Origin of the sequence: Streptomyces sp. IBSNAI002, from assembly GCF_052244475.1 — a bacterium.
GTDB lineage: Bacteria > Actinomycetota > Actinomycetes > Streptomycetales > Streptomycetaceae > Streptomyces.
Genome location: NZ_JBQPXG010000002.1, coordinates 3,170,875 through 3,190,989 on the forward strand (window position 1 = coordinate 3,170,875; position 20,115 = coordinate 3,190,989).

A 20,115-nucleotide genomic window follows, 5' to 3' on the forward strand; every position below is an offset into this window, starting at 1 on the left:
GTAGGAAGTACGACACCGGAGGGGCAGTGCTCGTCGTGACGAGCACTGCCCCTCCGGGCTTTTCCCCCGCGTCCCCCTGGGTGGTCAGCCCTTCAGGGAGCTCAGGTCCTGGGCGTAGGTGCCCACCGCGTGGGCGATGACGTCCAGGTTGGTGTCGAAGACCTTGAGGTCCAGGTTCTTCAGGTCGTCGCCCGCCCCGTGGTAGTTCGGGTCGTACGGGGCGCCCGCGGTGCCGCCGTGGCGCTCGGCCTGCTCGGCGGTCTTGATGCCCTCGGCTCCGGTGAAGGTGCCGCCGGCCGGGATGCCGTTCGCGATGAACGGGCCGTAGTCGGAGCGGCCGTCGAAATCGCTGCCCTCGTGCGGCTTCCGCTTCTTGTCGAGGAAGCCGTTGATCAGCGCCTCGATCTGCGCCGAGCCGGCCGGGCCGGCGCCCGCGCCGGTCCGGTCGGAGTCGTCGCCGTCGTAGACGAACTGCACGGGGTTCGGCGAGGCGATCATGTCGAAGTTGAGGTACAGCGCGATGTTCCGCTTCTGCCGCGCGGACAGCTGCGCCACGTAGTGCTCGGAGCCCAGCAGGCCCAGCTCCTCCGCCGACCACCAGGCGAACCGGACCTTGTTGGCGGGACCCTTGCCCTTCTTGTTGGCGCCCTCCTCCGCGAGCTTCAGCGCCACCTCCAGCAGTCCGGCCGAGCCGGAGCCGTTGTCGTTGATGCCGGGGCCCTCGGCGACCGAGTCCAGGTGGGCGCCGACCGCCACCACGCGGTCGGCGCGACCGCCCCGGGTCTCGGCGATCACGTTGCGGGTGGTCTTCCTCACGTGCTCCTGGTCCAGGTCCAGGCGTACGGTCACCTCGCCCCCGGCGGCGGCCGCGGCCAGCGCCTCGCCGTCGGCCAGGGTGATGCCCGCGCTCGGGATGAGCCCCTCGGCGGGCGAGGAGAAGCCCCCGCGGACCGGGGTGGTGCCGCTGTGGTTGTAGACGATGACGCCGAGGGCGCCGGCCGCGGCGGCCGCGTTCTGCTTCTCCACGAAGGTGCAGGACCCGCGCTTGACCAGGGCGATCTTCCCGGTGAACGCGCCGGCCGGGTAGTCGTCGGCCGCGCAGCCCGGGGTCTCGTCGACGCGCGCGAGCGCGAGCGGGGCGGTCAGCCCGCCCGCCGGGGTGGACCTGGTGAAGGTGAACGCGGCGGTGGCCAGCTCGCGGCCCTGCGCACCCCCGTCGCCGAGGACGAGGGTCTTCTCCGTCTTCGTGTGCGCCTCGTGGATGTCGAAGTCCTGGTACGAGACGTCGTAGCCGGCCTTCCTCAGGGTGTCGTGGACGTAGGCGGCGGAAGCCGCGTGGCCGGGCGTGCCGGCGGCCCGGTTGCCTCCGTTGGCGTCCGCGATCTGCTGGAACCTCGCCAGGTGGCGGTAGGCGCCGCGGACGGTGACCTCCTCCACGAGCTCCTTGGCGAGCCTGCCCTCGCGCGGGTGGGCCGCGGCCGGAGTGGCGGTGAGCAGGACGGGTGCGGCGACGGCGGCGGCCGCGAGGGCGGCGAGCGCCGGTATGGACCGGCGGCGGTGGCGGATGGCGCGCACGGTGGATCTCCCCGAGTCGGATGGGTCGGATGGGTCGCAATACGGTCGGCCACGTCCGGATATCGGTCATGGCAGATCGGACGCTAACCGGCTCCGACCAGGCAAAAGGGATGTTCAGGCGCCTTGCAACACGCGCGCCACGGACTCGTCACACGGGTTCACATCCAGGACACCGTCCGTTCCTCGGACAATGGATTGGACAAGGCTCGTGGGGTCGAACGCATGATGGCTTCACGCGCGCCCGCGTCGTACGTACTGAAGGAGTCACCGTGAGGGTCGGAATCGTCGGAGCCACCGGACAGGTCGGCGGAGTCATGCGCGGCATCCTCGCCGAGCGGAAGTTCCCGGTGGACGAGCTGCGGCTGTTCGCCTCGGCCCGTTCGGCGGGCTCGGCCCTCGAGTGGGAGGGCCGGGAGATCACCATCGAGGACGCCTCCACGGCCGACTACTCCGGTCTGGACATCGTGCTCTTCTCCGCGGGCGGCGCCACCTCCAAGGCCCTCGCAGAGAAGGTCGCCGCACAGGGCGCCGTCGTGATCGACAACTCCTCCGCCTGGCGCAAGGACCCCGAGGTCCCCCTCGTCGTCTCCGAGGTCAACCCGCACGCGATCAAGAACCGCCCCAAGGGCATCATCGCGAACCCGAACTGCACCACCATGGCCGCGATGCCGGTGCTGCGCCCGCTGCACGACGAGGCCGGCCTGTCCGCGCTGATCGCCACCACCTACCAGGCCGTGTCCGGGTCGGGCCTGGCCGGTGTCGCCGAACTGCGCACCCAGGCCTGCGCGGTCTCCGAGTCCGCCGACCAGCTGACCTTCGACGGCGGCGCGGTGGACTTCCCGGAGCCGGCCGTCTACAAGCGGCCCATCGCCTACAACGTCGTACCGCTCGCGGGCTCGATCGTCGACGACGGCTCCTTCGAGACCGACGAGGAGCAGAAGCTCCGCAACGAGTCCCGCAAGATCCTGGAGATCCCGGAGCTCAAGGTCTCGGGCACCTGCGTGCGCGTGCCGGTCTTCTCCGGCCACTCCCTCCAGATCAACGCCCGCTTCGACCGCCCGATCAGCGTCGAGCGCGCCTACGAGCTGCTGAAGGACGCCCCGGGCGTCGAGCTGTCGGAGATCCCGACCCCCCTCCAGGCCGCGGGCCGCGACGCCTCGTACGTGGGCCGCATCCGCGTCGACGAGACCGCTGAGAACGGCCTCGCGCTGTTCCTGTCGAACGACAACCTGCGCAAGGGCGCGGCGCTGAACGCGGTCCAGATCGCCGAGCTCGTGGCCGAGGAGCTGCGCGGCTGATCCCGCTCGTACGGCGGAGGGGCGGCACCGTGACGGTGCCGCCCTTCCGCGTCAGGGCCTGCGCACCTCGAACTGGAAGCAGCCGAACTCGGCCGCCCTGACGTGCACGAGCGCGACCTCGGGGTCGGCGAAGGCCTCGGCGAGGTCCGCCTCGATCACGGCGTGCGGGTCCTCCCCCAGGTCCAGGACGCGTCCGCCGAGGATCCGGCCCGCGGCGCTGTAGCGCCGGACGGTGCGCTGTACGCCGGGCCGCGCGAAGGGGTACCCGGCGCGCCGCCCGGTCCCGCCGCAGTCCTCGGCGTGGACGAAGACGGGGCCCTGCTCGTCGTACGCGCCCGGTTCGGCGCCCGTCGCGGCCGCCCAGCGCCGCAGCGGCGCGTACGAGACGAGCGCGATCCGCTCCCCGGCCGTGCTCGGCCGCAGGCAGCAGCGCAGCGGAGCGCCGCCCTCGTCGTCGGTGTACGGGCGGCAGGGCCTGCCCGCGTCGTCGCTCTCCCGCAGTTCCCCGAGGGCCGTTTCCTCGATGGGCCGTGCCCAGTACGTCGTGGTCATGGACCCCAGCCTGCCCGGCGTCGCCGGCCCTGTCCGGCAGCTTCGCGACCTCGAGCCCGGGCGCACCCGGTATCCCCGGGCGGGGCCGGGGCCGGGCGTGGAAGGATGGGCCGGAACGTCACCATCGAAGGAGATGACCGCGTGCCAGGCACGAATCTCACCCGTGAAGAGGCCCAGCAGCGGGCAAAGCTGCTCACCGTCGACTCGTACGAGATCGAGTTGGATCTCAGCGGCGCGCAGGAGGGCGGCACCTACCCCTCCGTGACCACCGTGCGCTTCCAGTCGGCAGAGGCCGGGGCCGAGACCTTCATCGACCTGGTCGCCCCGGCCGTGCACGAGGTCGTCCTGAACGGCAAGGCGCTGGACGTCGCCGCCGTGTTCCGGGACTCGCGCATCGCCCTGAACCACCTGGCGGCCGGGGCCAACGAGCTCCGGGTCGTCGCGGACTGCGCGTACACCAACACCGGCGAGGGCCTGCACCGGTTCGTCGACCCGGTGGACCAGCAGGCTTATCTGTACACCCAGTTCGAGGTGCCGGACGCCCGGCGGGTCTTCGCCAGTTTCGAGCAGCCCGACCTGAAGGCCACGTTCCGGTTCACCGTGACGGCCCCCGAGGGCTGGACGGTCATCTCGAACTCCCCGACGCCCGAGCCGAAGGACCGGGTGTGGGCCTTCGAGCCCACCCCGCGCATCTCCTCGTACATCACCGCGCTGATCGTCGGCCCGTACCACGCGGTGCACAGCTCCTACGAGGGCGCGGACGGGCAGTCCGTGCCGCTCGGCATCTACTGCCGGCCCTCGCTCGCCGAGTTCCTCGACGCGGACGCGATCTTCGAGGTCACCCGGCAGGGCTTCGACTGGTTCCAGGAGAAGTTCGCCTACGCCTACCCCTTCGCCAAGTACGACCAGCTCTTCGTGCCGGAGTTCAACGCGGGCGCCATGGAGAACGCGGGCGCGGTCACCATCCGCGACCAGTACGTCTTCCGCTCGAAGGTGACGGACGCGGCGTACGAGGTGCGCGCGGAGACCATCCTCCACGAGCTCGCCCACATGTGGTTCGGCGACCTCGTCACCATGGAGTGGTGGAACGACCTGTGGCTGAACGAGTCGTTCGCCACCTACACCTCGATCGCCTGCCAGGCGTACGCCGAGGGCTCGAAGTGGCCGCACGCGTGGACCACGTTCGCCAACTCCATGAAGACCTGGGCGTACCGGCAGGACCAGCTGCCGTCCACGCACCCGATCATGGCGGACATCCGCGACCTGGACGACGTCCTCGTCAACTTCGACGGGATCACGTACGCCAAGGGCGCCTCGGTGCTCAAGCAGCTCGTCGCCTACGTCGGCATGGACTCCTTCTTCAAGGGCGTGCAGGCGTACTTCAAGGCGCACGCCTTCGGCAACACGCGCCTGTCCGACCTGCTGGGCGCCCTGGAGGAGACCTCGGGCCGCGACCTGACCGCCTGGTCGAAGGCGTGGCTGGAGACCGCGGGCATCAACATCCTGCGCCCCGAGATCGAGACCGACGCGAACGGCACGGTCACCGCGTTCGCGATCCGCCAGGAGGCCCCGGCGCTCCCGGCGGGCGCCAAGGGCGAGCCGGTACTGCGCCCGCACCGCATCGCGGTCGGCCTGTACGAGCTCCAGGACGGCAGCCTCGTGCGCACCGACCGGATCGAGCTGGACATCGACGGCGCGCTGACGGCGGTGCCGGAGCTGGTGGGCCGCACCCGCCCGGCCGTCGTGCTGCTGAACGACGACGACCTGTCGTACGCGAAGGTCCGCCTGGACGAGGTCTCCCTCGCCAACGTCACCGCGCACCTGGGCGACTTCGCGGAGTCCCTGCCGCGGGCGCTGTGCTGGGCCTCGGCGTGGGACATGACGCGGGACGGCGAGCTGGCCACCCGCGACTACCTCGCGCTGGTGCTGTCCGGCATCGGCAAGGAGTCCGACATCGGCGTGGTCCAGACGCTCCAGCGTCAGGTGAAGCTGGCCGTCGACCTGTACGCCGACCCGGCGTGGCGCGAGCAGGGCCTGGCGGTCTGGACGGAGGCCGCGCTGGAGCACCTGCGCGTGGCCGCTCCGGGCAGTGACCACCAGCTGGCGTGGGCCCGCTCCTTCGCGGCCACGGCCCGTACCGAGGAGCAGCTGGCGTACCTGTCGGCGCTGCTGGACGGCTCGGCCGCGCTCGAGGGGCTGGCCGTCGACACGGAGCTGCGCTGGACGTTCCTGGAGCGGCTGGTCGCGACGGGCGTCGCCGGTGAGCCGGCCGTCGCGGCCGAGCTGAAGCAGGACTCCACGGCGGCCGGCGAGCGGCACGCGGCGACCTGCCGGGCGGCGCGCCCGACGGCGGAGGCCAAGGCCGCGGCGTGGGCCTCGGTGGTCGAGGCCGACGACCTGCCGAACGCGGTGCAGGAGGCCGTGATCGGGGGCTTCGTACAGGCCGACCAGCGCGAGCTGCTGGCTCCGTACGCCGAGAAGTACTTCGCGGTGGTCAAGCAGGTCTGGGAGACGCGCAGCCACGAGATCGCCCAGCAGATCGCGGTGGGTCTGTACCCGGCGCTGGCCGTGTCCCCGGCCACCCTGGCCGCGACGGACGCCTGGCTCGCCTCGGCCGAACCGAACGCGGCCCTGCGCCGCCTGGTCTCGGAGTCCCGCGCGGGCGTCGAGCGCGCCCTGAAGGCCCAGGCGGCCGACGCGGCTTCCGCTGCCGCTCAGGTGTAAGGGCCCGCGGGCTCTGCCCGCACCCGCGGGGCGATGGCCTCCCCGCGGGTGCGGCGCCACGTCGGGGGCGGGGGTCACCGCCGGGTCGAGGCCGCCTCGCGCAAGGCAGTGAGTACGTGCGCCACCGCGGGGGCGGATTCGGCTCCGCGGCGCACCGCCGCGATCACGTGCCGGGTCGGGCGGTCCAGCTCCAGCACCCGGACCACCACCCCCGAGGCCCGGCTCGACACCATGCGCGGGACCAGCGCGACGCCCATCCCCGCCTCCACCATCGCGAGGATCGCCGTCCAGCCGGAGGCGGAGTGGGCCTGTTCCGGCACGAAGCCCGCCGCCTCGCACGCGCCCCGCGCGATCTCCGACCACGGGCCGCTGCCCCCGTAGATCCACGGGTCTTGGGACAGGTCCGCCAGCCGCAGCCGCGGCGCGGCCGCCAGCGGGTGGCCCGGCGGGAGCGCCACGTCCAGCGGGTCCTCCAGGAGCGTCAGCCGGGTGAAGCGGGCGTCGCGCGCGGTCGGCGCGTGCGCCGCCAGCGACAGCGCCAGGTCCACGCCCCCGGCCGACAGCAGCTCGTACGACTCCGCCGCCTCCGTCTCCCGGATCCGGACGTCCACCCCCGGGTGGGTGAGCCGCAGGGCGGCCACGGCCGGCACGACCAGTGCGGGCACGGCGGTGGAGAAGGCGCCGACCCGGACCTCACCGGCGTCCCCGGCCAGGTACCCGGCCAGTTCCGCGTCCGCCTGCTCCAGCTGCGCGAACACCGCCTCCGTGTGCCGCAGTACGAGGTGCGCCGCGTCCGTGAGCCGGACCCGGCGGCCCTGTGCCTCCAGCAGGGCCACCCCCAGCTGCCGGGAGAGGTTCGTCAGCTGCTGCGAAACGGCCGAGGGCGTCATGTGCAGCGCCTCGGCCGTCGCGGTCACGGTGCCCCGTTCGGAGAGGGTCCGCAGGATCCGCAGCTTCTTGATGTCCCACTCGGTCATGGCACCGAACCTACCGCCGGGCCCCCAGCGCGACGCCGCCCAGGATCAGCGCCATGCAGAGCAGCTGCGCCGGTCCGGTCCGCTCGCCCAGCAGCAGCAGGCCGAGGCCGGCGACGCACACCGGCTGGAGGTAGTAGACGACTCCGGCGCGGGCGGCGCCGATGACCGAGATCGCCTTGTTCCAGGCGAAGAAGGCGACGGCCGAGGAGAACACCCCGACGTAGAGCAGCGGTCCGGCGGTGCCGGCGGTGACCTCGAAGCCGCCCTGGACGGCGACCGAGACGGCGTAGGCGGGGGCCAGCATCAGCGCGCCGAGCACGAAGGTGGTGATCAGGAAGGCCAGGCCGCCCAGTTCGGCGGGCTTGCGCTTGAGCAGGGCGCTGTAGCTGGCGAAGGAGAGGGCCGCGCCGAACATCCACAGGTCGCCGGCGCCGAAGTCGAAGCCGAGGGATCCGTCGCCGACGAGCAGCAGCACGCCGAAGGCGGCCAGCAGCAGTCCGAAGGTCCTCCGGGCGCCGAGCCGTTCGCCGCCCAGTCGTGCGTAGAGCGCCATGACGACCGGCGAAGCGGCCATGATCATGCCCATGTTGGAGGCGGAGGTGGTCAGTCCGGCCTGGTGCACGAGGGTGTTGTAGAGGGCGACGCCGAACAGCGTTGCGAGGGAGACGAATCCGAGGTGCCTGCGGATCAGGGCCCTCTGCTGCCAGGCCTGCCGGGCGGCGAAGGGGGCGACGGCGAGGGTGGCGATGATCCACCGCCAGAAGACGGCCTGGACGGGCGGGACGCTGTCGGCCATGCCCCGGGTGGCGACGAAGCTGCCGGACCAGACGACCGTCGCGAGCAGGGCGAGGAGGACGCCGAGTCCGGCGGCACCCTTCGTTCCGGCGGTGGTGGGCTTGGCCTGTGCGACGGTGCGGACGCGGTCCATGACGGCCACTGTGTGTCTCCCCCTCGGGGTCGGATCCTGTGCGGTGGGACCTACCGTCGCACTCGCTCATCGCTCAGGTCCATCGAAATGTTTCGATCGATCTGTTCAGTTGAACTGAACGGTTTGGCGGTACGGGCTACCGCGAGCTGGCCCGCGACGGTGGCCCCGAAGGCGATCGCCATGCCCACCAGCTGTACGGGGGTCAGCGCCTGCCCGAGCGCGGCCCAGCCGATGACGGCGGCGGTGAGCGGCGAGAGCGGGCCGAGCAGGGTGACGGAGGTGGCGCTGAGCTTGCCGATCCCGCGGAACCAGAGCCAGTACGCGATGCCGGTGTTGATCAGCATCATGTAGCCGTAGCCCAGCAGGGCGTTGCCGTCGAGCGCGGGCGGCGCTCCTTCGACGAGCGCGGCGACGGGGATGATGACCAGCCCGCCGGCGGTGAGCTGCCAGCCCGTCATGGCCAGCGGTCCGACGCCCTCGGGGCGCCCCCACCGCTTGGTCATGACGGTGCCCGCGGCCATGGACACGGAGGAGACCACCCCGGCGACGATCCCGACCGGGTCGAGCCCGGCCTCGGCGGTGAGGACGACCATGCTCACGCCGAACGCGCCCGCGACGGCGGCGAGCACGGTGCGCAGGCTCGCCCGCTCCCCGAGGAGCAGGGCGGCGAATCCCACGACGAACAGGGGTCCGGCGGCGCCCAGTACGGCCGCGACGCCGCCGGGCAGCCGGTAGGCGGACAGGAACAGCAGCGGGAAGAAGGCGCCGATGTTGAGGGTGCCGAGGACGGCGGACTTCCACCACCACGCGCCCTTGGGGAGGGTACGGGCCAGGGCGGTCAGCAGCAGCCCCGCGGGCAGGGCCCGCATCACCCCGGTGAACAGGGGCCGGTCGGGCGGCAGCAGTTCGGTGGCGACGGCGTAGGTCGAGCCCCAGGAGACGGGGGCGAGGGCGGTCAGGGCGACGGTGGCGAGGCGCTTCATGGCAGGTGGCTCCTCGGGAGAGGGGGGGTTCAGGCGGCGTTGGGTGCGAACGGGCGGCTCGGCGCCGGTGGTGCGGCGGGCGGCTCGGCGTGCACGGCGTGCACGGCGTGCACGGCGTGCGCGGGCAGGTGCCGCTCGAGCCGGAGCAGCGCGAGGGCGGCGCCGAGCGCGGCGGCGGTCAGGACGGCCCAGGGCAGCCGCCCGTCGACCGAGAGCAGGGCGGTGAACAGGGCCGGGGCCAGCGCCGTGGCCAGCGCGTACGAGAGCTGGTAGGTGGCCAGGTAGCGGCCGCGGACGGCTTCGGGGGCGGCGGAGACCGACAGGGCGCCACCGGAGGGGCTGTGCACGAGTTCGCCGAGGGTGTAGACGACGACGATGGCCAGCAAGGCGACGAGGGTGGCGCTCTGCCCGGGGCGCAGGGTCCCGAGCACGATCTGCCCGGCGAAGGCGGCGGCGAAGAGCAGGGCGCCGAGGGCCGCGGAGCGGGTGCGGCGGGCACCGGAGCGGCGGACCCGGGCCGCGATCAGGACGCCGGCGCCCGCGCAGAGGGCGGTGTTGACGGTGAAGGCGGCTCCGGTGAGGGAGTCGGGGGCGGCCAGCCAGGTGGAGAGGTAGAGGGGGAAGAGGACCGAGAGGGCGGAGTAGCCCAGTGCGGTGAGGAAGTTGGCGGCGGTGAGCCCGAGGAAGGGCCGGTCCCGCAGGACGGTCCGGTAGCCGGCGGGCGGCTGCGGGGCCGGTCCGGCGGCGGCCGGTCCGGCGGCGGGCGGTCCGGCGGCGGGCGGTCCGGCGGCGGGCGCTGCAACGGCGGGCGCTGCGGCGGCGGCCGGTGCGGCGGCGCGCAGCGGGCGCACCCGGCTGACGAGCAGTCCGGCGAGGGCGAAGGCCAGCGCGTTGCCCCAGGCGGTGTAGGTGAATCCGCCGGTCCCCCACAGCCCCAGCACCCCGGAGACGAGCAGGGCGCCCGCGCCCATCCCGGCGTTCTGCAGGGCCCGGGTGGAGGCCTGGAGCCGGTCGCGGGCGGAACCGTGCGCGACCTCCCCGATCAGGGACTGCTGGACGACGCCGAAGGACCGGTCGGCGAGGGCGGTGACGAGGGCGACCGCGGCGAAGGCGGGCAGGGAGCCGGCGAAGGGGTAGAGGGCGAAGCCGGCCGCCCGTATCCCGTAGAGCACCAGGTTGACCTTCTTGGCGCCGAACCGGTCCACGGCGGTGCCCGCCAGCGGCATGAAGACCAGCCCGGCCACCCCGGTGACGGTCAGGACCAGCCCGACCAGGGTGAAGGAGAGGCCGGTGACGTGGTGGAAGAAGACGAGCGAGAACGGCACGTACATGCCGATCCCGACCGCGCTGATCCCGATGCCGAGGAGCAGGGACCGCTCCCCCTCCACCCGTGCTTCCTTCATGGTTCCCCCGAGATGTTTGCTTGCTCGAAAGTAGCTTACCGCTAAGCTACTTTTCGTCAAGCAACTTTCTTGCGAACGACCGAGTGGAACCGGATACTCCAGCCATGAAGGAAGAACAGGCCGAGAAGGACGCAGTCGACGCGATCGCCGACCAGTGGTACGCGGTGCGCCCCGAGCTCGACACGGCCCCCATGGCCGTCTTCGGACGCATCTACCGGATCGCCAAGTCCATGGGCGACGCGATGGAGCAGACCTACTCCCGCTTCGGGATCTCGCGCGGGGAGTTCGACGTCGTCGCCACGCTGCGCCGCTCGGGCGCCCCGTACACCCTCTCGCCGCGCCAGCTGTCGGCCACGCTCATGCTCACCACGGGCGGCATGACGGGACGGCTGGACAAGCTGGAGAAGGCGGGGCTGCTGTGCCGCAAGCCCGACCCGCACGACCGGCGCGGCCTCCAGGTCACGATCACCGACCGGGGCCTCGCGCTGATCGACGAAGCCGTCACCGCCGGCCTGGAGGTGCAGCGCGCCGCGCTGCGGGGGCTGAGCGAAGAGGAGACCGCGGTCCTGACGGGCCTGCTCCGCAAGCTGCTGGCCGGGGTCTGAGGACGCGGCAGGGCGCCGAGGGTCGCCGCTCCGGCCGGGTCAACGGCCGTGCGGACCCCCGGCGCCCGGGAAGTCGTGCGGTGCCGGTCCCTGGGGACCGGACCGGATCAGCTCTCCTGCTGCTTGCGCGACTTGTCGCCGACCATCACGAGACCCGTGATGACCAGGAACAGAACGATCGGCGCTGCCACGAACAGGCCGAGCGTCTCGCCGATGCTCAGGCCCGGGCCCGGGTCGTCGCCGTCGTCGCGGGTCAGCGCCAGGGCGGGAGACGTCATCAGCAGCATCATCAGCGTCGTTCCGGCCGTGACGGCGCCGGCGCGCAGAGCGTTCTTCTTGTCCACGGTGCAAACGTAGCGAACGTCTGAACGGCCCGCGCGCCCGGGGGTGCCGTACGGGTCACCCGCCCCCGGCCAGACCCTCCCGCACCGCGCCCAGCAGGGCGTTCGCCCGCGGCGAGGCGGTCAGCTCCTCCAGGGTCAGCGGCCGCCCCGAGGCATCGGCGACCGGCAGCCGCCAGTTGGGGTACTGGTCCCAGGTGCCCGGCAGGTTCTGCGGCCGCCGGTCCCCCACCGCGTCCGGCAGCCAGACGCCGACCAGCCGCGCGGGCGTGCGCAGCAGGAAGGCGTACAGGGCCCGTACGGCGGCCTCCTCGCCCTTGGTGTCCAGGCCCAGGCGGTCCAGTACGGCCAGCCACTCGGCCGTGTCGGCCGCGTCCTGCTCCCGCTCCCGCTCCACCGGGCGCGTCAGCAGGCCGAGCCGGTCGCGCAGTTCCACGTGCTTGCCCGCCAGCTTGGCGGCCGTCGGCGGCAGGTCGTGGGTGGTGGCGGTGGCCAGGCAGTCGGCCCGCCAGTCCCCCGGCGGCAGCGGGCTGGCGTCGCCCGCCCAGTCCCGCTCGAACCACAGCACCGAGGTCCCGAGCACCCCGCGCCGGGCGAGGGCCGTCCGGACCCGCGGCTCCACCGTCCCCAGGTCCTCCCCGATGACCAGGGAGCCGGCCCGGTGGGCCTCCAGCACGAGGATCGCCAGCATGGCTTCGCCGTCGTAGCCGACGTACGTGCCCTCGGCGGGAGGACTTCCCTCCGGGATCCACCAGAGCCGGAACAGGCCCATGACGTGGTCGATCCGCAGCGCCCCCGCGTAGCTGAACACCCCGCGCAGCAGGGCCCGGAAGGGGGCGTAGCCGGCGGCGGCCAGCCGGTCCGGGCGCCACGGGGGCAGCCCCCAGTCCTGGCCGCGCGCGTTGAAGGCGTCCGGCGGGGCCCCGACGCAGATCCCGCGGGCGTGGAAGGGGCCGGTACGGGCGTCCGAGCCCTCGGGATGCACCCCGACGGCCAGGTCGTGCACGATGCCCACGGCCATCCCCGCCTCGCGGGCGGCCCGCTGGGCGGCGGCGAGCTGGGTGTCGGTCAGCCAGACCAGCCACCGGTGGAAGTCGAGGCGCCCGGCGGGGTCCTCCCCGGCGGCGGCCGCGCACCAGGCGGCGTGCCGGTCCAGGGCCGGGCCCTGTCCGGCGCGGAACTCCCCGTAGGCGGCCTCCCGGGCGGGCGTGCGCGGGACGGCGTACAGCAGCTCCAGGGCCCGGCGCTTGAGGTCCCAGACGGCGTCCCGGTCGATCAGCGCGCCCTTCTCCAGGACCTCGCGGCGCAGTTCCCCGCCGCGGGCGGCGAGTTCGGCGAGGGCCTCGCGCTCGGGGCACCCGGCGTACTCGGGCACGTCCTCGACGCGCAGGTGGACCGGGTCCGGGAAGCGGCGCGAGGAGGGGCGGTAGGGGGACGGGTCGGTCGGGGTGCCCGGCACGGCCGCGTGCAGCGGGTTGACCTGGATGAACCCGGCGCCGTGGGTCCGCCCGGCCCAGCGGGCCAGCTCCGCGAGGTCGCCGAGGTCGCCCATCCCCCAGGAGCGCTCCGACAGCAGGGAGTACAGCTGGACGAGCAGGCCGTGGGCCCGTTCGGGCGCGGCGGGGGCGCGGTCCGGGGCGACGATCAGCGTGGCCTCGGCGGTGCGGCCGTCGGGCAGGGCGGCGGTGATCCGGTGGACGCCCAGGGGCAGTCCGCCGGGCAGGTCCCCGGCGGGGCCCGCCTCCCAGGCGGTGGCCGCGTCCGGGGTGTCCTCGGGCTCCAGCCGCAGCCGGGTCCCGGCCGGCAGCGCGGCCAGCGCGGCGGGCGGCGGTTCGCCCTGCCAGCACACCAGGACGGGCGGCAGCACCCGGTCCGCCGCCTCCCGTTCGGCGGCCGCCAGGCACCCGTGGACGTCCTCGGGGGTGGCGGCGGGCACGCCGAGGACCCCGAGCACGGTGGTGACCGTGTGCGGCGGGACCGGGACGGTGACGTCCGCGGCGGGCTGATAGGCGGTGGCGATGCCGTGCAGGGCCGCGAGCCGGGCCAGGTCGTCCATCGACGGGCACTCCTTAGGGCGGGCAAGGACATGAGGGGCGATCAGGAGCACGGCGTGGAAGGGCGGTACGCCGCGCGGACAACCACAGAGGGACACCGCAGGGGACAACGGCGGGGACGACCGAAGGGGAACGACCGCGGGGGAACGACCACGGGGGAACACCGCAGCCTTACCCACTCGGAGGCATCGCATTCCTGGCGCATACCGGTCAGATCGCCCGTCCGCGTTGACACTCCAGCCGCACGAGTGGTGGGCTCGGGCTCATTCGTACGAGCGGGGGACGTCTCGGGACGAGGAGGCTCTGTGCAGCTCAGGGGCAGGAAGCGGGCGACGGCCGCGGCCGTCGCGGTGATCGGATCGCTGCTGGGCGGAGCCGTGGCGGCCACGCCGCGCGGGGCCTTCGCGGTCCCCTCCGCACCTGCCGCATCGGGCACCTCGGCCACGGATCCCGCCTCCGGCGCACCCGGCGGGCCGGTACTCGACCCCCGGGCCGACGCCCCGCGCGGCCCCGCCGAGGGCCCGGCGGTGTGGCCCCGGCCCCAGTCGATGGCCGCCGACCCGGCGCGCGAGGTGCCGTTGGGGCCCGAGGCCGTACTGGTGGCCCCGTCCGACGCCGATCCGTACGCGCTCCAGGTGGTCCGCGAGGCCCTGCACGCGGCCGGGGTGCGGACCCTGCACGAGCGCGCCCCGGGGGCGCCGCTGCCCGCGCGGGGCACCGTCGTACGCCTCCAGGGCCCGGGCGCGGACGAGGCCCTGCGGGCGCTGGGCGCGGCCGAGGCGGGCGACCTGCCGGACGGGGGCTACCGGCTGGCCGTGGGGCGGCCCGGCGGGCGGGACACCGTCGCGCTGTCCGGTGTCGGGGAGGACGGACTGTTCCACGCGGCGCAGACGCTGCGCGCGGTCCTCGCCGGGGGCGGGGCCAAGGTGCCGGGCGTGCTGGTGCGGGACTGGCCCGCCGCGCCCGTACGGGGGATCGCGGAGGCTTTCTACGGGCAGCCCTGGACGCGGGAACAGCGGCTGGCGCAGCTCGAGTTCATGGGCCGCACCAAGCAGAACCGGCTGCTGCTCGCCCCCGGTGACGATCCGTACCGGACGACCGAATGGCGCCGGGAGTACCCGCGCGAGCAGCAGGCGGAGTTCCGGGCGCTGGCGGAGCGCGCCCGGGCCAACCGGGTCGTCCTGGGCTGGGCGGTGACGCCCGGCCAGTCGATGTGCCTGTCCTCGGCGGCCGACCGGGCGGCGCTCGCGCGCAAGCTGGACGCGATGGCGGAGCTGGGCTTCCGCGCGTTCCAGGTGCAGTTCCAGGACGTCAGCTACACCGAGTGGGGCTGCGAGGAGGACCGCGAACGCTTCGGGAAGGGCCCGAAGGCGGCCGCCCGGGCGCACGCCGCGGTCGCGGGCGAACTGGCGGCGCACCTGGCCGCGCGGCACCCGGGGGCGGCCCCGCTGTCGCTGCTGCCGACGGAGTTCTACCAGGAGGGCGCCACCGAGTACCGGACGGCCCTGGCGGGCGCGTTGGACGACCGGGTGGAGGTGGCCTGGACGGGCGTGGGGGTGGTGCCGCGCACGATCACCGGCAGGGAGCTGGCCGGGGCGCGCTCGGCGCTGGGGCATCCGCTGGTGCTCATGGACAACTACCCGGTGAACGACTGGGATCCGGGCCGGATCTTCCTCGGTCCGTACACGGGCCGCGAACCGGCGGTCGCGGGCGGCTCGGCGGCCCTGCTGGCCAATGCCATGCCGCAGGGCACGTTGTCGCGCATCCCGCTCTTCACGGCGGCGGACTACGCCTGGAACCCGCGCGGCTACCGGCCCGGCGAGTCCTGGGCGGCGGCGGTGCGGGAGCTCGCGGGCCCGGACGCACGCACGCGCGAGGCGGTGGCGGCGCTGGCCGGCAACAGCGCGGCCTCGGGGCTGAAGCAGGAGGAGTCCGCCTACCTGGCGCCGCTGGTCGAGCAGTTCTGGAAGGCCCGCGCGGCGGGCGACCCGGCGGCCGGCGCCGAGCTGCGCAAGGCGTTCACGATCCTGCGCGAGGCCCCCGGCCGGCTTCCGGCCCTGGCGGGCGAGGCGGGGCCGTGGCTGGAGCGGCTGTCGCGCTACGGGGCGGCGGGCGAACTGGCGGTCGACGTACTGCGGGCCCAGGCCCGCGGGGACGGGACGGCGGCCTGGCAGGCCGCCCAGGCGCTGGCCCGCGCCCGGCAGGCGCTGGCCGAGGAGGGGCCGGCCCGGGTGGACCAGGCCGTCATGGACCCCTTCCTGGCCAAGGCGGTGGAGGAGGCGGACGCCTGGACCGGAGCCGCCCGTCCGACGGGCGAGGTCACGCAGGACGCCCGGTCCTGGACGGTACGGCTGGACGCGGAGCGCCCGGTGGCCACGGTGACGCTGATGACCGAACCGCTGCCGGCGGGGGCGGCGTCGGTGGAGGCCCATGTGCCGGGCGAGGGCTGGCGCAAGGTCGGCGAGGCCGCGCCGTCGGGCTGGACCCAGGTGGACACGGCGGGGCTGCGCGCCGACGCGGTGCGGCTGTCCTGGACGGGGGCCGGGGCGGCGCCGGCCGTGCACCGGCTGGTCCCGTGGTTCGGGGACGGCCCCCGGGCCCGTTTCGAACTGGCGGACGGCGGGCGGGCCGACGCCGAGATCGGCGGCGCCCCGCGGCGGCTCTCGGCCGAACTGGCCGCGGTGGGCTCGGGCGAGGTCCGCGGGCCGCTGTCGGCGCAGCCGCCGGAGGGCATCGAGGTCCGGCTGCCGGCGACCGCCGTGGCCCCGCGCGGCGGCCGGTCGTCGATCCCGTTCGAGGTCGTGGTCGGCCCCTCCGTCGCACCGGGGACCTACCAGGTCCCGGTGGCCTTCGACGGGGAGACCCGCACGCTGACGGTGCGGGCGGTGCCGCGTACCGGCGGGGCGGACCTGCTGCGGGCCGCGCGGGCGAGCTCGTCGGCGGACGAGACGCGGGGCTTCCCGGCCTCGGCGGCCGTGGACGGCTCCCCGTCCACCCGCTGGTCCTCACCGCCGGTGGACGGCGCCTGGTGGCAGGCCGAGCTCCCCGCTCCGGCCCGCGTCGGCCGCCTGGAGCTGCACTGGCAGGACGCGTACCCCTCGGCGTACCGGGTGGAGACCTCGGCGGACGGGACCGCCTGGCGCCCGGCCGCCACCGTCCCCGCCTCGGGCGGCGGCGCCGAGACCGTCCGCCTCGACGCCCCCGGCACCCGGTTCCTGCGCGTCACCTGCGAGCGCCGCGCCACGCGCTACGGCTGCTCCCTCTGGTCGGCGGAGGCCTATGCCGTGACCCCGTGATCCCGCGGGCCGAGCCTGGGGCTATGACGCCGCGACCCCGATCCGCTCCAGGGCGTCCTCGGCCCCGTACGGCTGGAGGTACGGCATCCACCGCGGATCCCGGTGCCCGGTCCCGATGATGCGCCAGGCCAGCCCGGAGGGCGGGGCCGGCTGGTGGCGCAGGCGCCAGCCGAGGTCGACCAGGTGCCGGTCGGCCTTGACGTGGTTGCAGCGGCGGCAGGCCGCGACGACGTTGTCCCACACGTGCTGGCCGCCCCGGCTGCGCGGGATGACGTGGTCGACGCTGGTGGCGACGGCACCGCAGTACATGCAGCGGCCGCCGTCCCGCGCGAACAGGGCGCGCCGGGTGAGCGGAACGGGCCCCCGGTAGGGGACCCGCACGAAGCGCTTGAGCCGGACCACGCTGGGCGCGGAGACGACTCTGGTCGCGCTGTGCAGATAGGCGCCGGATTCCTCCAGGGAGACCGCTTTGTTCTCCAGGACGAGGACGAGCGCGCGGCGGAGCGGTACGACGCCGAGGGGCTCGTACGACGCGTTGAGGACCAGGACGTGCGGCACGGACTGCCTCCTTGTACGTCGGCGGCGCGTGGCTCGCGCCGGGACGATCTGCTCTCCAGTCTCTCCTTACGGCTGGTCGAAACGCCACCACGCGCCCGTAACGGGTCCGAGGTGTTTTCAACCACACCCACGTCATCCCCAGGTGAGCCTGGTCTCTCCCTCGAACACTGCGTCGGGGTGAAGGGAATGCCCCGTTAGTGTGGTTGGTCTGTCCGCATATCCGCCCCGGGCTCCGTCCGGGGACACCCCCGGCGGGCAGACCGCCACACCTGGAGGTACTCCGCCGTGCCCTGGCCTGCCGCCCTGCTGCCCCTGGCATCCGACCCGACCGCGCCCACGACGCTCAAGGAGACGCACGAGAGCGTCACCGAGGCCGCGAGCTTCATCGAGGAGAACTGGGCCACCTGGCTGAGCATCGGCCTGCAGATCCTCCTGATCGTCGTGATCGCGGCGGCGCTGCGCTCGGTGGTCCGCAAGGCCCTGACCAAGCTGATAAACCGGATGAACACCAGCGCCGAGGCGGTCGAGGGCACCGCGCTCGGCGGGCTGCTGGTCAACGCGGAGCGGCGCCGCCAGCGTTCGGAGGCGATCGGCTCGGTGCTCCGGTCGGTCGCCTCGTTCATGATCCTCGGCACGGCCGCGCTGATGGTCCTGGGCACTCTGAAGATCGATCTGGCCCCGCTGCTGGCGAGTGCGGGTGTGGCCGGTGTGGCGATCGGTTTCGGCGCCCGGAACCTGGTGACGGACTTCCTGTCCGGCGTGTTCATGATCATGGAGGACCAGTACGGGGTCGGGGACAAGATCGACGCCGGGGTGGCCTCGGGCGAGGTCATCGAGGTCGGCCTGCGGGTGACCAAGCTGCGCGGGGACAACGGCGAGATCTGGTACGTGCGCAACGGCGAGATCAAGCGGATCGGCAACCTCAGCCAGGGCTGGGCGACCGCGATGGTGGACGTGCACGTCAAGCCGACGGAGAGCCTGTCCCGGATCCGCGAGGTGGTCCAGCAGGTCGCCGACACCCTGGCGAAGGAGTCCCCGTGGGACGAGCGCCTGTGGGGTCCGGTGGAGGTGCTGGGCCTGGACGAGGTGCTGCTCGCCTCGATGACGGTGAAGGTGTCGGCCAAGACGATGCCCGGCAAGCAGTTCTCGGTGGAGCGGGAGCTGCGCTGGCGGATCAAGGAGGCCTTCGACGCCGCGGGCATCCGCATCGTCGGCGGTCTGCCGGCGGAGGGGGAGGACGAGGCGGCGGCGGACCCGTCCGCCGCGGTCGCCGCGCCGTCCGCGCTGTCCAACCCGGCCTCACCGCAGTCCCTGGCCACCGCGCCGATCCCGCCGCCGGCCGCCCCGGGAGGCCCCCGCATCACCAAGTAGGGGCCTTCGCCCCGCGCCGCTGCCCCGCAGGCCGTCCGTCGAAATCGACGCAGCCTGCGGGGCAGCGGCATTGACACGGCTCAAACGGCGATAGGAAACTTACCTAACAGTTCACCTCGGTGAGGGAGAGAGAGCCAGCATCATGCCCGCCGCCACGCCCGGAACACCCAGCCTGCTGCGCGCCATGAACGACCGGGCCGCGCTGGAGCTGCTCCTGACCCACGGACCGCTGTCGCGGACCCGGATCGGCCATCTGACGGGTCTGTCCAAGCCCACCGCCTCCCAGCTCCTGGCCCGCCTGGAGGCCGCCGGGCTCGTCGTGGCCACCGGCACCGACGGCGGCCGCCCCGGTCCCAACGCCCAGCTCTACGAGGTCAACCCGCGGGCCGCGTACGTCGGCGGCCTCGACGTCACCCCGGACCGGGTGCTGGCCGCCGTCGCCGACCTCACCGGCGCCGTCGCCGGGGTGCACGAGGTCCCGTACGCCGCGGACAAGGACGTCATCGAGCAGGTCACCGAAGCCCTCGGCGGAGCTCTCAAGGAGGCCGGTCTGCACCGCTCCGACCTGCACCGGGTGGTCATCGCCACGCCGGGCGCCTTCGACCCGCAGACCGGCCGGCTGCGCTACGCCAGCCATCTGCCGGGCTGGCACTCCCCCACGCTCCTCGAGGAACTGGCGGCGGCCCTGCCGATGCCGGTCGAGTACGAGAACGACGTCAACCTCGCCGCCGTCGCGGAGCAGCGCCTGGGCGCCGCGCGCGGCCACGAGGACTTCGTCCTGCTGTGGAACGAGGAGGGCCTCGGCGCCGCCCTGGTGCTCGGCGGCCGGCTGCACCGCGGCTGGACCGGCGGCGCGGGCGAGGTGGGCTTCCTGCCCGTGCCGGGCCACCCCCTGGTCCGGCAGGTCACCCGCGCCAACACGGGCGGCTACCAGGAGCTGGCCGGTGTGCAGGTGGTCCCCGGGCTCGCCGCCGGCCTGGGCGTCGAGGCGGAGCCGCTGCCGCCCGCGGAGCACGCGCACAGCGCGGAGGTGGCCGCCGCCGTGGCACTGCTCGAACAGGCCGCGGCCTCGCCCGAGGGGGCGAACCTCCGCTTCCTCCAGTCGTACGCCACCCTGCTGGCCACCGGTCTCGCCTCGCTCGTCGCCGTGCTCGACCCCGAGATCGTGGTCCTCTCCGGGGCCTTGATCGCCGCCGGCGGCGACCCGCTGCGCGGCGCGCTGGAGGCCGAGCTCGCCGAACTGGCCCCGTCCCGGCCCCGGCTGGTCTCCGGGGAGGTGCGGGAGCGGCCGGTGCTGCGCGGCGCGCTGGAGAGCGCGCTGGCCGCCACCCGCGACGAGGTGTTCGACACCTCCCGCTGAACCGGCACCGCACCGAACGAACCACCGCACGCGCACCGCACCCGTTCCGCCGTTCCGCCGTTCCGCCGTTCCACGTTCGCCCTGCTGCAC

Annotated in this window: 15 protein-coding genes; 6 read left to right on the top strand and 9 right to left on the bottom strand. The window is 74.1% G+C overall.

Features of this window, described 5'->3' with window-relative positions; all coding sequences use genetic code 11:
- Window positions 1–84 precede the first annotated feature (84 nt).
- Window positions 85–1,575, bottom strand: a complete 1,491-nt coding sequence (locus ACTVZO_RS15365; RefSeq protein WP_443298921.1) for a M28 family metallopeptidase — start codon at window positions 1,573–1,575, stop codon at window positions 85–87.
- Window positions 1,576–1,844: 269 nt separating this feature from the next.
- On the opposite strand from ACTVZO_RS15365, the gene ACTVZO_RS15370 reads away from it, so the two are divergent.
- On the top strand, window positions 1,845–2,873 hold the full coding sequence (locus ACTVZO_RS15370; protein WP_443298922.1) for an aspartate-semialdehyde dehydrogenase: 1,029 nt from the start codon (window positions 1,845–1,847) through the stop codon (window positions 2,871–2,873).
- 51 nt (window positions 2,874–2,924) lie between these two features.
- On the opposite strand, the gene ACTVZO_RS15375 is transcribed toward ACTVZO_RS15370, so the two are convergent.
- A complete protein-coding gene (locus tag ACTVZO_RS15375) occupies window positions 2,925–3,425 on the bottom strand; it encodes a DUF1203 domain-containing protein (RefSeq protein WP_443298923.1) in 501 nt (166 codons plus the stop codon).
- Between the two features lie 141 nt (window positions 3,426–3,566).
- On the opposite strand from ACTVZO_RS15375, the gene pepN reads away from it, so the two are divergent.
- Complete coding sequence (pepN, locus tag ACTVZO_RS15380) at window positions 3,567–6,149, top strand: aminopeptidase N (RefSeq protein WP_443298924.1); 2,583 nt, start codon at window positions 3,567–3,569, stop codon at window positions 6,147–6,149.
- Window positions 6,150–6,223: 74 nt separating this feature from the next.
- Here pepN and ACTVZO_RS15385 read toward each other — a convergent pair whose 3' ends face one another.
- From ACTVZO_RS15385 to ACTVZO_RS15400, 4 genes are read right to left on the bottom strand one after another with little or no spacing between them, the layout of a single operon-like run.
- A complete protein-coding gene (locus ACTVZO_RS15385) occupies window positions 6,224–7,126 on the bottom strand; it encodes a LysR family transcriptional regulator (RefSeq protein WP_443298925.1) in 903 nt (300 codons plus the stop codon).
- 10 nt (window positions 7,127–7,136) lie between these two features.
- Complete coding sequence (locus ACTVZO_RS15390) at window positions 7,137–8,054, bottom strand: DMT family transporter (RefSeq protein ID WP_443298926.1); 918 nt, start codon at window positions 8,052–8,054, stop codon at window positions 7,137–7,139.
- A 50-nt stretch (window positions 8,055–8,104) separates the two neighbouring features.
- Window positions 8,105–9,037, bottom strand: coding sequence for an EamA family transporter (locus ACTVZO_RS15395; protein WP_443298927.1), 933 nt, complete (start codon window positions 9,035–9,037; stop codon window positions 8,105–8,107).
- Between the two features lie 29 nt (window positions 9,038–9,066).
- Window positions 9,067–10,440 (bottom strand): MFS transporter, encoded by a 1,374-nt coding sequence (locus tag ACTVZO_RS15400; RefSeq protein ID WP_443298928.1) that lies wholly within the window; start codon window positions 10,438–10,440, stop codon window positions 9,067–9,069.
- 104 nt (window positions 10,441–10,544) lie between these two features.
- Here ACTVZO_RS15400 and ACTVZO_RS15405 point away from each other — a divergent pair, with 104 nt between their 5' ends.
- Window positions 10,545–11,045: a MarR family winged helix-turn-helix transcriptional regulator gene (locus ACTVZO_RS15405; protein ID WP_443298929.1), complete on the top strand. Its 501-nt coding sequence runs from the start codon at window positions 10,545–10,547 to the stop codon at window positions 11,043–11,045.
- A gap of 107 nt (window positions 11,046–11,152) precedes the next feature.
- Here the strand turns inward: ACTVZO_RS15405 and ACTVZO_RS15410 are convergent, their stop codons facing one another.
- Window positions 11,153–11,389 carry a hypothetical protein gene (locus tag ACTVZO_RS15410; RefSeq protein ID WP_362296977.1) on the bottom strand — a complete coding sequence of 79 codons (237 nt, stop codon included), beginning with the start codon at window positions 11,387–11,389 and terminating at the stop codon, window positions 11,153–11,155.
- 55 nt (window positions 11,390–11,444) lie between these two features.
- Complete coding sequence (locus tag ACTVZO_RS15415) at window positions 11,445–13,442, bottom strand: 4-alpha-glucanotransferase (protein ID WP_443298930.1); 1,998 nt, start codon at window positions 13,440–13,442, stop codon at window positions 11,445–11,447.
- Between the two features lie 303 nt (window positions 13,443–13,745).
- On the opposite strand from ACTVZO_RS15415, the gene ACTVZO_RS15420 reads away from it, so the two are divergent.
- Window positions 13,746–16,736, top strand: coding sequence for a beta-N-acetylglucosaminidase domain-containing protein (locus ACTVZO_RS15420; RefSeq protein WP_443298931.1), 2,991 nt, complete (start codon window positions 13,746–13,748; stop codon window positions 16,734–16,736).
- A 21-nt stretch (window positions 16,737–16,757) separates the two neighbouring features.
- Here ACTVZO_RS15420 and ACTVZO_RS15425 read toward each other — a convergent pair whose 3' ends face one another.
- Window positions 16,758–17,294 carry an HNH endonuclease gene (locus ACTVZO_RS15425; protein ID WP_215139986.1) on the bottom strand — a complete coding sequence of 179 codons (537 nt, stop codon included), beginning with the start codon at window positions 17,292–17,294 and terminating at the stop codon, window positions 16,758–16,760.
- A 285-nt stretch (window positions 17,295–17,579) separates the two neighbouring features.
- On the opposite strand from ACTVZO_RS15425, the gene ACTVZO_RS15430 reads away from it, so the two are divergent.
- On the top strand, window positions 17,580–18,665 hold the full coding sequence (locus ACTVZO_RS15430; RefSeq protein WP_443298932.1) for a mechanosensitive ion channel family protein: 1,086 nt from the start codon (window positions 17,580–17,582) through the stop codon (window positions 18,663–18,665).
- Window positions 18,666–18,807: 142 nt separating this feature from the next.
- A complete protein-coding gene (locus tag ACTVZO_RS15435) occupies window positions 18,808–20,025 on the top strand; it encodes an ROK family protein (protein ID WP_443298933.1) in 1,218 nt (405 codons plus the stop codon).
- The last annotated feature ends 90 nt before the right edge of the window (window positions 20,026–20,115 follow it).

Bases quoted from the DNA above. Each gene is read 5' to 3' on its own strand.
- ACTVZO_RS15375 (WP_443298923.1), bottom strand. From the start codon at position 3,425: ATGACCACGACGTACTGGGCACGGCCCATCGAGGAAACGGCCCTCGGG.
- ACTVZO_RS15385 (WP_443298925.1), bottom strand. From the start codon at position 7,126: ATGACCGAGTGGGACATCAAGAAGCTGCGGATCCTGCGGACCCTCTCC.
- ACTVZO_RS15390 (WP_443298926.1), bottom strand. From the start codon at position 8,054: ATGGACCGCGTCCGCACCGTCGCACAGGCCAAGCCCACCACCGCCGGA.
- ACTVZO_RS15395 (WP_443298927.1), bottom strand. From the start codon at position 9,037: ATGAAGCGCCTCGCCACCGTCGCCCTGACCGCCCTCGCCCCCGTCTCC.
- ACTVZO_RS15400 (WP_443298928.1), bottom strand. From the start codon at position 10,440: ATGAAGGAAGCACGGGTGGAGGGGGAGCGGTCCCTGCTCCTCGGCATC.
- ACTVZO_RS15405 (WP_443298929.1), top strand. From the start codon at position 10,545: ATGAAGGAAGAACAGGCCGAGAAGGACGCAGTCGACGCGATCGCCGAC.
- ACTVZO_RS15415 (WP_443298930.1), bottom strand. From the start codon at position 13,442: ATGGACGACCTGGCCCGGCTCGCGGCCCTGCACGGCATCGCCACCGCC.
- ACTVZO_RS15435 (WP_443298933.1), top strand. From the start codon at position 18,808: ATGCCCGCCGCCACGCCCGGAACACCCAGCCTGCTGCGCGCCATGAAC.